This is a genomic window from Achromobacter sp. NPDC008082, assembly GCF_042957345.1.
In the GTDB taxonomy this organism is placed as follows: Bacteria; Pseudomonadota; Gammaproteobacteria; order Burkholderiales; family Burkholderiaceae_B; genus Achromobacter; species Achromobacter kerstersii_A.
Window position 1 is genome coordinate 102,923 of the sequence record NZ_JBIBIB010000002.1, and the last position, 13,052, is coordinate 115,974.

Here is a 13,052-nt window from a genome sequence, read left to right on the forward strand (position 1 = left end):
ATGGAAGAATTGCTGCCTTATTACGAGCGCGAACTGGGTTTTCTGCGCACCTCGTCGCGCGACTTCGCCGAGCGTTACCCGAAGATCGCCGCGCGCCTGGGCCTGTCGGGCGAGACCTGCGAAGACCCGCACGTCGAACGCATGATCGAGTCGTTCGCGCTGTTGAGCGCGCGCATCAACAAGAAGCTGGACGACGATTACCCCGAATTCACCGAAGCGCTGTTCGAGGTGATGTACCCGCACTATCTGCGGCCGTTTCCGTCGTGCAGCGTGGCGCAGTTTGACCTGGGCGGCGCGGGCGCGCAATTGACCGCGCCGGTGCGCATTGCGCGCGGCACGGAATTGAAATCGCATCCGGTGCGCGGCGTGTCGTGCCGCTTTCGCACGGCGTACGAGGTGACGCTGGCGCCCGTGGAAGTGCAGCGCGCGGGCTTTGTGTCCAGCGCCAATGCGCCGGCCACCGCCAAGCTGCCCGCCGGCGTCACCGGACGTTTTGCGGTCACGTTGGGATGCCAGGGGGAAAACCAGCACTTCGGCATGCTGGGTGTGGATAAGCTGCGCGTGTACCTGCACGGCGAACCGTCGTTCGTGGCGGCGCTGCGCGATGCGCTGTTCCTGCGCACGGCGGCGGCCTATGTCGAGCTGCAACCCGGCCGCTGGGATCGCCTGCCCGCGATTCCGCTGGCGCAAGTCGGCCTGGCGGAAGATGACGCGCTGATTGATTTTCCGGCCAGCTCGCATCCGGCATACCGGCTGCTGGCCGAATACTTTGTCTTTTCCGAGAAATTCAATTTCGTCGATATCGATCTGGCGGCGTTGCGCCCGTACCTGGGCACGGTGCGCCAGTTCACGCTGCATCTGCCGGTAAGCGGCCTGCGGGCCGATTCGAATACGGCGCGGCTGCTGGAATCCACGTCGGCCGACAATCTGCGGCTGGGCTGCACGCCGGTGGTGAACCTGTTCACGCAGCGCGCTGACCCCATCCGCGTGACGCATGCGTCCGCGTCGTATCCCGTGGTGGCCGATGCGCGCCGCGCCTACGGCTACGAGGTCTATTCCATCGACCGCGTGCGCCAGGTGCGGCAGAACGCCCAGGGCGATGCGGTGGTGGACTTCCGGCCGTTCTATTCGCTGCATCACGGCGAATCGCCCGAAGCCGCCGGCCATTACTGGACGATGCGGCGCGACGCGGCCATCGCGCAACGCAGCCCGGGCTACGAGACCGAGATTTCCATCGTCGATATCGATTTCGACCCGATGGTGCCGCAAACCGAAACGCTGAGCCTGGACCTGACTTGCACCAATCGCGACCTGCCGTCGCAGATTGCCGTGGGCCAGTCGGGCGGCGACCTGTTTCTGGAAGGCGGAACGGTGGCGCGCAGCATCCGCATGCTGCGCCGGCCGACGAACTCGCACCGCTTCCAGCAGGGGCGCGCTGCGCATTGGCGGCTGATCTCGCACTTGGCGTTGAATCATTTGTCGCTGGTGCAAAGCGGCTTGCCCGCGCTGAAGGAAACGCTGCGCCTGTATGACCTGTCGGGCTCGCCCGTGGCGGCGCGTCAAATTGAAGGGCTGGTCGGGCTGGACTACAAGCCGGCCACGCATTGGATGCCGGGAGAGCCGTTCGCGACCTTTGTGCGCGGCATCGAAATCCGCCTGACCGTCAACGAAGACCATTTCGTGGGCACGAGCCTGCACACCTTCGTGGCGGTCATCAACCGATTCTTTGGCCTTTACGTGCACGCCAACAGCTTCGTGCAATTGGTTGTGCTGTCGCGCCGTGGCGCAGAGGAACTTCTACGATGCCCCCCATGCAACGGCGACGCCATCCTAGCGTGATGGACACGCTGCTGGCCGAGCCGCAGCGTTTCAAGTTTTTCCAGGCGGTGCGGCTGCTTGAACAGTGCTTCGCAAAGCAGGAGCGCGGCGCGACGCGTCACACCGTGCCGGTGCATCTGCGCTTTCCCAATTCGCCTGGGCTGGGTTTTCCGCCGAGCGAAATTGTTGACGCCGTGGCTTATGACAAGAACGGCGTCGTGCTGGCGGACGAGACCGCGCGCAAAGCCGCCGTGGCCGAAGGGCGCTTGGGCCGGGTGGACCTGACGCCCGCCTTCTTCGGCCTGCTGGGTGCGCAAGGGGCCTTGCCGCTGCACTATTCCGAGATGCTGGCGAACCGGGAAAGCCTGCGCCGGGACCGGGGCGCGCGTGCGTTCTTCGATATCTTTTCGAACCGGGCGGCGGCGCTGTTCTATGCGGCCTGGAAGAAGTACCGCATGCCGTTGCGGCACGAGACCGAGCAAGACCACCATTACCTGCCGCTGTTGCTGGCGCTGGGCGGCATCGGCCATCCAGCGCTGCGCGACCGTCTGCATAACGGCAAGGGCCGGGTGTTTGACGAATCTGTCGCGCACTACGCCGCGGCGGCGCGCCAGCGGCCCGTGTCGGCGCCGTTCCTGCAACGCGTGTTGCAGGACTACTTCGGCGTGCCGTTGCGGGTGGAACAGTTCGTGGGCCGTTGGTATGACGTGCCGCCGCAAAACCGGACGCAGCTGGGCCATCCGGGTGCGGTGCTGGGCGTGTCGGCGTTGGCGGGGGATCGCATCTGGCAGCGCGACCTGCGCATCCGCTTGTGGATAGGCCCCTTGTCGGGTCAGGCCTTCTCGGATTTTCTGCCGGGTGGCGAGCGCGCGCAGGCCCTGGAGAAGCTGCTGACGATGTTTGGCGGCATGACGTTCGAATACGAAGTCCGGCTGGTGCTGGCCCGCGAAAGCGTCACCCCCAGCCAGCTGGGCGCGGGCGGCGACGTGCGGCTGGGCTGGAATTCGTTCCTGTGCAGCGGCCCGGCCGAGACGGATCGCGACGACGCCAGCTACGAACTGCACACCATTCACTGATTCTGAAAACAACATAGATACTCATGGCCACACCGCTGAAGACGTTGATCGGGAAGTTGAACCAGACCTGCCGCCAGGCCGCCGAGCGCGCCGCCAGTCTGTGCATGGCGCAGGGCCATTACGAGGTGGATCTGGAGCATCTGTTCCTGGCGCTGCTGGAAAAGCCCGCCAGCGATGTCAGCATCATCGCGCGGCGTTGCCACATTCAGACGGATGCGCTGGAGGCCGACCTGAAGGCGGAGATCGGCCGCTTCAAGAACGGCAACACGCGCACGCCGGTGTTTTCCGCGCACCTGCCCAAGCTGTTCGAACACGCGTGGCTGATTGCGTCGCTGGACACGCAGACAACACGCATCCGTTCCGGGCACTTGCTGCTGGCGCTCTTGACCGAACCCGATCTGGCGCAACTGGCGCGCCGCGGTTCGACCTTGTTCGAGTCGTTCCGGCTGGACGCACTGAAGCATGACTTCGCCGCGCTGACCGAAGGCTCGGAAGAGGCGGGCCAGGCGGTGGGCTTTGCCGATAGCGCCGCGCCACAAGGCGAAGCCAGCCAGCCCGCGCCGGGGCTGTCGCAATTCCCCGCGCTGGACCAATACACCACCAACCTGACCGAGCGCGCGCGCGAAGGCAAGATTGATCCGGTGATTGGGCGCGATGCCGAAATCCGCCAGATGATCGACATCCTGACGCGGCGGCGGCAAAACAACCCCATCCTGACCGGCGAGGCGGGCGTGGGCAAGACGGCGGTGGTGGAAGGCCTGGCGCTGCGCATCGTGGCCGGCGACGTGCCGCCCGCCTTGGCGGATGTGACGCTGCGGGTGCTGGACATGGGCTTGCTGCAAGCGGGCGCCAGCGTCAAAGGGGAATTCGAGAACCGCTTGAAGAACGTGATCGACGAGGTCAAGAAAAGCCCGTCGCCCATCATTTTGTTCATCGATGAAGCGCACACCATGATCGGCGCGGGCGGGCAGGCGGGCCAGAACGACGCGGCCAACCTGCTCAAGCCTGCGTTGGCGCGCGGCGAGCTGCGCACCATTGCCGCCACCACGTGGAGCGAATACAAAAAATACTTCGAGAAGGACGCGGCGCTGGCTCGCCGCTTCCAGGTGGTGAAGGTGGAAGAGCCCGACGAAACGCTGGCCGCCTCCATGCTGCGCGGCATGGCGCCGCTGATGGAGCGCCATTTTGGCGTGCGCATTCTGGACGAGGCGATCAGCGCGGCGGCCCGCTTGTCGCACCGCTATATCACCGGCAGGCAGTTGCCCGACAAGGCGGTCAGCGTGCTGGACACGGCCTGCGCGCGCGTGGCGTTGGGCCGCAGCGCCACGCCGGCGCTGATTGATGATGCGCGCCATCGCCTGACGCGATTGCGCACGGAGCAAGCGGCGCTGCGCCGTGAAGCGGCGACGGGTGCGCCGCACGCGCGTCTAGCCGAACTGGATCAGGAGATTGCTGCGGTCGAGCAGACGCTGGCGGATGCCGAAGCGCGCCACGCGGCGGAGACGGGCTTGGTGGAACGCATCCACGCGTTGCGCGCCGAGCTGGAAGCGCAGGGACGGGACCCGGCCTCGGCCGAAGGCGCTGTACCGCAGGCTGCACCTGCGTCGAAGCGCAAGTCGGCCGCGCCGGCATTGTCGCCAGAACAACAACGCTTGGCCGGCCTGATGGATGAGTTGCGCGCGCTGCAAGGCGAGCAGCCGCTGGTGCCGGCCTGCGTTGACGCGCAGATCGTGGCCGAGATCATTTCCGCGTGGACCGGCATTCCGCTGGGCCGCATGGTCAATGACGAAATCCGCACCGTGCTGCAATTGCAGCCGATGCTGGCGGAACGCGTGATTGGCCAGGACCACGCGCTGCATGCCATTGCGCAGCGGGTGCGCACGGCGCGCGCCGGTCTGGAAGACCCGGACAAGCCCAAGGGCGTGTTCCTGTTCGTGGGGCCGTCGGGCGTGGGCAAGACCGAAACGGCGCTGGCCTTAGCCGATATTCTGTACGGCGGCGAGCGCAAGCTGGTCACGATCAACATGAGCGAGTATCAAGAGGCGCACAGTATTTCGGGCCTGAAGGGTTCGCCGCCGGGCTATGTGGGCTACGGCGAAGGCGGCGTGCTGACCGAAGCCGTGCGGCGTCAGCCCTACAGCGTGGTGCTGCTGGATGAAATTGAAAAGGCGCATCCCGATGTGCTGGAGCTGTTCTTCCAGGTGTTCGACAAGGGCGTGATGGATGATGCCGAAGGCCGCGAAATTGATTTCCGCAACACGCTGATCATCCTGACGTCGAACGTGGGCTCCAGCACCATCATGCAAGCCTGCTTGAACAAGCCCGCCAGCGAGCGGCCGTCGCCCGAGCAGTTGTCGGAATTGCTGACGCCGCAGCTGTACAAGGCGTTCAAGCCTGCGTTCCTGGGCCGCATGAAGACCATTCCTTATTTCCCGGTGGATGACGATGCGCTGGCGCACATCATCGGCTTAAAGCTCGGCCGCATTGCGCGCCGGGTGCAGGCTACGCACCGCGCCACGTTCGAATGGGACGACGCGCTGGTCGACGCCGTGCTGGCGCGTTGCACCGAAGTGGACACCGGGGCGCGCAACGTCGACCACATTTTGAACGGAACGCTGTTGCCCGAAATCGCCGAGCAGGTGCTAAGCCGCATGGCGCAGGGTGAAGCCATCGCCAAGATCCGCGTGGGCGCGGGCAAGAACGGCGACTTCCGTTTTCGCATGAGCTGACGCAGGAGACGCCGACATGGCTCTTGAACTCGCCGCCGCCAGCCTGTTGGGCGCAGGCTACACCCAAGCGGATCGCCTGCTGGATCTGAGCACGCCGTTGGGCCAGGACAAGCTGCTGGCGGAGCGGCTGCAAGGCGCCGAGCAATTGAGCGATGGCGGCTTTGCCTTGCTGGTGGACGCGCTGTCTGATGACGCGCACATTCCGCTGAAGTCGCTGATCGGCCAGCCCGCGCAGGTGTCGTTGCAGACGGCCTTGGGCCGGGACGAACACCGCGTCTGGTGCGGCCTGGTGTCGGAAGCCCGCTTTGAGGGCGCCAACGGCGGCTTTGCGCGCTACCGCTTGCGCATCGAACCCTGGCTGGCCTTGTTGCGGCAGCGGCGTGACAGCTATGCGTTCCAGGACTTGTCGGTGATTGACATTGTTGACAGCGTGTTCGGCGACTACAACGGACAAGGCGCGGTGGCGCCGCAATGGCGCTGGGAAGTGAAGGACCGCGACGCGTATGCCAAGCGCAGCCTGACCATCCAATACCGCGAAACCGACTACGCCTTTGTGGAACGATTGCTGGCGGAAGAGGGGTTGTTTTATTGGGTGGAACACGAAGCGGGCGAAGGCGAACCGGGCAGCCATACCGTTGTTATCGCTGACCACAACGGCGCGTTTGAAGCCGGCCCGCAAGAAAGCGTGAAGTTCCAGCGCGCGGACGCCACTGAAACCGAAGACACCATCCAGACCTGGCGCCAGAGCTGCACGTGGCGCACCAACGCCGTGCGCCTGGCCACGTGGGATTACCGCGCGATGCAGGCGCGCAAGGTCAGTGCGCAGGTGGAGGACAAACTGCCCAATGCCCTGGAGCTGGCTGATTCCGATTACCCCGGCCAGTACCTGTTCGAGGACGGCGGCCAGGGCGAGCGTCTGGCGCATAACGCGCTGGCCGCGCAACGCGTGCGGCAGTCGCTGTACGAAGGGGAAGGCACGGTGCGCACGCTGGCGCCCGGCCAGCGCTTTACGTTGACGGGCCATTGGGCGCCGTCGCAAGGGGCGGGCGCGGATTTTGTGGTGCTGCGCATGCACCACGACGCCCGCAACAATTTCGACGAAAGCCTGGGCGCGGCGGTGGCGCAGGCGCTGGGCGCAGCGGGCGAGCCGCAAGACGCCGACGCGGATTTCTATCGCAATCGGTTTGAAGCCATTGCCGCCACGCTGGAGTACCGGCCCAGCACGGTGGACGGCCATGGCGCGCGGCTGCATCCTCGCCCCACGGTGCATGGCGCGCAGACCGCGTTGGTGGTGGGGGCGGGCGACCCGGTCTATACCGACCGCGACCACCGCATCAAGATCCAGTTTCATTGGCAGCGCGGCAGCGCTTCCAGCAATCGCCAAGACCACCCGGCAGGGGCCGACAATGCGCCCGCCAGCGAGGCTCTGGGCACCTGGGTACGCGTGGCGGAACCCGTTGCCGGGTCGGACTGGGGCGGACATTTCGTGCCGCGTCTGGGGCAGGAAGTGCTGGTGCAATTCCTGCATGGCGATATCGACCGCCCGGTGGTGGTGGGCGCGCTGTACAACGGCGCAGGCACGGAGAACGCGGCGAACAATCAGGTGCAAGGCGGCGCGGCCAAAGCTACCGGCAATGCGCCCGCGTGGTTCGCGGGCAGCGAGGCTGGCCACGCGCACAACGTGGTGATGTCGGGCTTCAAGACGCAGGCGCTGGCCGAAAGCGGGCTTGGCACGGGCGGCTACAACCAGCTGGTGCAGGATGACACGCCGGGGCAGTCGCGTCTGACCGCGTCGACCACGCAAGCCGAGGCGCGGCTGAACCTGGGGCATCTGAAGCAGCAGCGCGACAACGAACGCTTGTCGGACCTGGGCCACGGCGCGGAGCTCGCAACAAGCGAAGCGCTGGCGCTGCGGGCGGGCGAAGGCCTGCTGATCAGCGCGGATAAGCGCGAAGGCGCGGTGGGCGGGTTGCTGGATAGCGAAGAGGCCATCCAGCAGATGGAGAAAGCCATCGAGCAGGCGAACGAGTTGTCGGCAACCGTGGTTCGGCAGGAAGCGCTGCTGCCGGGCGATAGCGAGAAGACACGGCCGCTGAACGAGCTGGACGCGGTGCGCAAGGTGATGGAAGGCACGAAGGGTGAAGACGGCGTCAACGTGCCCGCCTACACGCTGCCGCACATCCAGGTGAGCGCGCCCAAGGGCATTGGCCAATACACGCCGAAGAACGCGTACACGGTGGCAGGCACGACGCTATGCCAGGTTGCGCCGGATGTGAACTGGGCCGCGGGCGCGAACCTGGCGGTGTGCGTGGCGCAGGGCGTGGTGCTGTTCACCAAGGGGCTGGGCGGCAATGGCCGGGCGGTTGAGGAGCAGGGCATTCGTCTGCATGCGGCGGGCGGAAAGTTGCGCATGCAGAGCCAAAAGGCGCGCATGCGTCTTGCCGCCGAGAAGGCGGTAACCCTGGTGTCGGCGCAAGGCGCGGTGGATGTGAATGCGTCAAAGAAAGTGCTGGCCACGGCGGCGGGCGCCTATATGCGCATCGAGGGCGGCGGTATACAGCTGCACGCGCCGGGCAAGGTGGAACTGAAGGCGGGTGTGCATAGCTGGGTGGGGCCGCAAAGCGGCGCCGGCCCCGCGCAGCCGCCGCAGGGCGATATGGAAGGCTGCGCTGCGGCGCTCGAAGATGCGGCCGGCAGCGGCGCATTGGCGGCATGACGATGAACCGGATGCCGCGCAATCCTTACCCCGCCACGGCGCGCGCCGAAGACAGCGTTGAACGCGCCATTGCCGGTTTGCGCGCGGTGCTGGACGGCCGCGCCAACCGCCGCGTGCTGCTGTTGTGCGATTCGACGCTGGCCGACCCGCTGGCGGAAGACATCGCCACGGCCGGGCTGGTGCGCCGCGACGTTGATCTGATTTCGCAAGGGGCAAGCGCGCCGCCGTTGTATCTGGCCGAAGTGCCGGATGAGATCCGCCATGAACGCCTGATCAACGCCAGTATCCGCTTGGCTGTGGACGAAGCCATGCGCGCCGCGCCTGCGGCCAGGCGGCCGCGGTCGATGTCGGCATGGCTGGCCACCGATTTGCCGCTGGCGGAAGTCGCGCAGCGTCTGATCCTGCGCGCGCGGCTGCGCGATGCGCAGGGCCGCGTGCGCATCCTGCGGTTCTGGGACCCGCGCACAACCCAATATCAAAGCGAGCTGTATGCCGGCACGGTGCCGGCGTCGTGGATACCGGGCGTGACCTGGATGTCGGTAGACGGATTCGCGCGTTGGCAGGTGTTGCCGGACACGCCCGGCCCGATGCAGACCGTGACGCCCGAGTGGCCGCGCTTGGCGCGTCTGGGCCGTATCAACGCCGTGCTGCAACGGTTGAATGCGGGCGGGTTGCGCTGGGGGCCATCGGTGCTGGACGCGGTGCGCCGCGCGTTGGATGCGGGGGCGGCTTGCGGCATCGATGACGATGAGGACGTGGCGCTGTTCGCCGCCTGGCGTGTGCGTTTGGATGCGCCGCTGGAACAGGCGCCATCGTTTGCGGCCCTGCTGCGCGAAGTGCGCGAAGAGGGCGGCCAGTTGCGCAACGCCGCGCAAGACATGGACGACGAAGATTGGGAGCGGTTTGCGCAGGAAGCGCACGCGCAGGAGGACTTGCAAGCATGACGACTGACTACGACGCGCTGCCCTGCAAGGGCAAGTTCTGCGGCCGGCCGGGGCTGCCCATCCTGCCGATGCGGATTGCGTATGTGCCCGGCGGCAAGAATGATCTGCCCGATGGGGTGTACGCGGACGCAGAGCTGCATTACGAGACCATGCGCCAAGGCGCGTACATGTTGCGCGCCATCACGGCGGGCTATGTGTATATCTGGGACCCGCGCCGCAGCTACGGCTGGCGCGCGTTCGCCGCCACCGCGACGGGGCAGATGAAGGAAGTGCCGGTGGACGACGACAATCGTCCGTCCGAGCAGCCCACCTTCACCTGCACGCGTGAAGGGCATGGCCTGGAATCTGCCTTGATCAATGTGGACGCGCCCGCCAATGCATCGCGCGCGGTATGGGTCGGCTATTCCCGCGTGTGGTGGACGCGGGACATCCGCCGCGACCTGGCGCGCGACGAGCGCTGGCGCGCGAAGCTCATGGTGGAGCTGGACGCCAAGGCCGTCTGGGCGGGGGGGCATCCCAGGCCGGACACGGGCTATCGCGTGGCGGAAGACGGCGCCAACCTGGCCAAGCATGCCATCGAATTCCGGGATGCCGCCGGGGCTGCGACGTTGTTCAGCAACACCTTGTCGCCGGGCGCGAGCGTCTTTGGCGGGCAGGCTGCGGCGCTGGCGACGAAGATGCGCCAGATGACACCCAAAGGCGGCATCGTGCTGGCGCTGCGGGACCCGGTGGGCGTGCTGGCCGACATCTCAACCTGGCGCAACAAGTGCATGGGCGAGCTGGCGGAACATCACCTGGAGCCCACCCGGCTACGCGAAGTGGGCGTCGCGCAGATCATTGACGGCATGCAAAAGCAGATGCAGTCGTCCGGCGACGAGATCAAGCGGCTGCGCGAGCGCATCGACACTGGCAAGGTCGCCAAGACGCTTAGCGACAACAAGGCCGCCATCGCTCGCATGCGCGAAAAAATCGAGGGCGCGGGCAAGGATTGGGCGTGGTGGTATGGCCGCGACCGGTTCTGGCTGACGTGCAAGGCATATTCGCCCAAGGACGCCGCCGCCGGTGTGCGTCTGGAAGAAGACATGGCCCTGTGCGTGGACGGGGCGGGCGCGGTGGAAAGCGAGCACAAGGCCATCGATGACTCCCTGAAAGAGGAAGGCATGTTGGACGGCACGTACGAGGCGCTGTGGCGCTCCCTGGCCGCCAATGACGGAGAACTGCTGAGCTTTCTGAACCGGGAAGCCAAGGGCAAGGTGATATCCAAGCAGGTGTCGTCCATCCGCAAGATGGTCAAGAGCTACAACGATTGGCTCAAGTTGCGGGCAGCCAAAGGGCAGTTGCCGCCGATGCGGGCGGCGGGCGCGGCAGTTGGGCGCTTCATGGCGACGCAGTTGCTGCGGCTGACGTTGTCGGGCGACCCCATCGCCGAGCGCGTGGCGGCGCGGGTCACGCTGACGATGTCCGCCCGCATGAATATCGTGATGGCGGTGCGCACGCACAACACCACGCTGCCGCGGTTGATTTCGGACATGCATCAGATTGTCTGGGAGCCGAATCCGGTCGTGGTGACCGTCGGTGGCGGCGGCGGCCTGTATGGCAAGAAGGACATGCAGTCGGGGTGGATCGGTACGCAGTCCGAGCGATCGACGCCGGTCACGATCGACTACATCATTCCGCAAGAAGTCGATGCAGAGCTGAATGCGGCGGCGAATGCGCGGCCACAGCCGGGGGCCGCGCCCTCGCCGCGGTTGGCGCTGCCCGCACCGCCCACGGTGCTGGCTTTGCCGGCGCCCACGATGTCGCCACTGGCCGGGCTGGTCAAGTGGGCCAGGTCGCGCGACGGCGCCAACGCGGGCGCAACCGGCGTGATGACGCTGGTGGCGCTGTACACGTCAGTGTCGGATTTGAACAAGGCTGAGGCCATTGGCGACGCGAAAGCGGCGCGCAAGGCCTGGTTCGGCATTACCTCCGGCGTGCTGGGCGTGGGCAGCGTGGCGATCGAAGTCACGGCCGGTGGCATCGGCGCGCGCGTGGGCACGAACACCGCGTTCACGATGAACATGCAGTTGAACATGCGATTGGCGGCCGTCCGGACGGCGGGCGCGGTGTTCGCTGCGGCGGCCACCTTTGTCGACGGCGCCAATAATGCGTTGAGCGCGGTTGACCAGTACGACGTGAAGAACTACGAGGCCGGCGGCGCGTACGCGACATCGTCGGTGTTCCTGTTGTTGTCGGGGTTGACCGGCGTGGCGGCGGCGCTTGTATCGCTGGGGGGCGCATTCAGCGCGGCCGGCGTGGTGGCCGGTGCGGGCGGTTTTGGCGGCGCGATGGTCGGCCTGACCAGTGGCGGCACGGTGCTGCTGGGCATACCGGTATGGGGCTGGATTTTGCTGGGCCTGTGCCTGCTGGCTGCGGGGCTGTACTTCAAATTTTGGGGCGACAGCGCCAAGGAGAGCGAACTGGAGGTCTGGTATACGCGCTGCTGCATGCGCTCGCCAGAATACGAGGGTGTGGAGGATCGCGCGCTGTACGTGAACCGCGAGGAAGAGCTATACGAGTTCAACCGCGCGGTGTTCGGTGTGCGGGTGACGCTGGAGTGGAAGGGGTTGTGGCAAGGCGAAGTGTTTGGCCGCGACCGTCTGGTGCTAGACGTGGTGATGCCGGGATATACCGAACATAGCGACTATGCCTACCACCTGAAGCTGGTGGGCGACGGCGTAAGCGCTGTGGTGTCGAGCAAGGGGTCTGCGCGCGCAACGGACCCCGATTTGCAGCCGCGCGGCCCGTCCAATGCCCAGATGGTGCAGGGCCGGCCGCGTAAGGAAACGTGGATGGACGATGTGGATAAGTACGTCGACAACATGACATCGCGGCCGGGCTGGGCGGATGGGTGGCGTTGGATACGCAAGGACCGCAGCCAATCCATCGAGTTCACGAGCAAGCCTTGGGAAGAGTCGGTAAAGTTCCAGGTCAGCAACGGCTGCGGGGTGCTGCGCACCGAAGTGCTGGTGGATAACGACATCTTCCATGAGGCGATTCTCAAGGTTGAATACTGGCCCGACCCGGACCGCATGCCCGATATCCGCTCGTTGCCGATTGGCGGCGGCGGGTCCAATCTTGTGAAGGCGAGCAACTGAGATGGTTTCAAGCGTGAATGGCAATGAAGGAGTCCAGGCTGCGGTCTACACCCGATGGCATCAGTTGTCGGTGCCATTGGCGTTCGCGTTGGCGGCGGGTAGCTTCATGCTGGTGGTGCTGAACCGCGGCCCGATCGGCCTGGCCGCAGTGCTGGCGGTGCTGGGCTTGCTGGTGCCGCCATTGGTGGCGTTCAAGGGGTTTCCGACTCGCAACTCGGTCAAGGTCACGCCCGACGGCCTGGAGTTCTCACGCCGTTCGCCTATCGCGTTCGCCGATTTGAAAAGCTGGGGCACGGACGATTATCTGAAGCTGATCCGGCCAGGGCTGCCGACGCTGTTGGTCAGCCCTGTCGACCTGCCCAGCCGCGAACGCTTGCTGCGCGAGTTCGAACAGGCGCTGGCGGCCTGGCAGAAGCGGCAGCCGGCCGGCACGGATGCCGCGCGCCGCACGCACTTCTACGGTTCGACCGGCGGCCGCCTGGTGGGCGCGGTGATCACTGCCTTGGGCGCAGGCTCGGCCGCACTGGCGCTGAACCTGCGTGAGCCCTCGATTTCGCTGGCGATCGTGGGGGGGCTGGGCGCGCTGTTCGGGTTGGCCATGCTGTTTGGCAGACGAGGCTGAGCCATATCGC

Annotated in this window: 7 protein-coding genes; all 7 read left to right on the forward strand. The window is 66.1% G+C overall.

Features of this window, described 5'->3' with window-relative positions:
• From tssF to ACFZAI_RS07585, 7 genes are read left to right on the forward strand one after another with little or no spacing between them, the layout of a single operon-like run.
• On the forward strand, positions 1–1,839 hold the full coding sequence (gene tssF / locus ACFZAI_RS07555) for a type VI secretion system baseplate subunit TssF (RefSeq protein WP_391566356.1): 1,839 nt from the start codon (positions 1–3) through the stop codon (positions 1,837–1,839).
• Positions 1,803–2,894 (forward strand): type VI secretion system baseplate subunit TssG, encoded by a 1,092-nt coding sequence (tssG, locus tag ACFZAI_RS07560; RefSeq protein ID WP_391566357.1) that lies wholly within the window; start codon positions 1,803–1,805, stop codon positions 2,892–2,894. Before tssF ends, tssG begins: the two co-directional genes overlap by 37 nt.
• Before the next feature lie 23 nt (positions 2,895–2,917).
• Positions 2,918–5,623: a type VI secretion system ATPase TssH gene (gene tssH / locus ACFZAI_RS07565; protein ID WP_391566358.1), complete on the forward strand. Its 2,706-nt coding sequence runs from the start codon at positions 2,918–2,920 to the stop codon at positions 5,621–5,623.
• A 16-nt stretch (positions 5,624–5,639) separates the two neighbouring features.
• Positions 5,640–8,339, forward strand: a complete 2,700-nt coding sequence (locus ACFZAI_RS07570) for a type VI secretion system Vgr family protein (protein WP_391566359.1) — start codon at positions 5,640–5,642, stop codon at positions 8,337–8,339.
• Positions 8,336–9,283: a hypothetical protein gene (locus ACFZAI_RS07575; RefSeq protein WP_391566360.1), complete on the forward strand. Its 948-nt coding sequence runs from the start codon at positions 8,336–8,338 to the stop codon at positions 9,281–9,283. The genes ACFZAI_RS07570 and ACFZAI_RS07575 overlap by 4 nt, the downstream gene beginning before the upstream one ends.
• Positions 9,280–12,420, forward strand: coding sequence for a T6SS effector BTH_I2691 family protein (locus ACFZAI_RS07580; RefSeq protein ID WP_391566361.1), 3,141 nt, complete (start codon positions 9,280–9,282; stop codon positions 12,418–12,420). Before ACFZAI_RS07575 ends, ACFZAI_RS07580 begins: the two co-directional genes overlap by 4 nt.
• 1 nt (position 12,421) lies before the next feature.
• The gene (locus ACFZAI_RS07585) at positions 12,422–13,042 is read left to right on the forward strand and encodes a hypothetical protein (protein WP_391566362.1); all 621 of its coding nucleotides are present in this window, start codon (positions 12,422–12,424) and stop codon (positions 13,040–13,042) included.
• Positions 13,043–13,052: the final 10 nt, after the last annotated feature.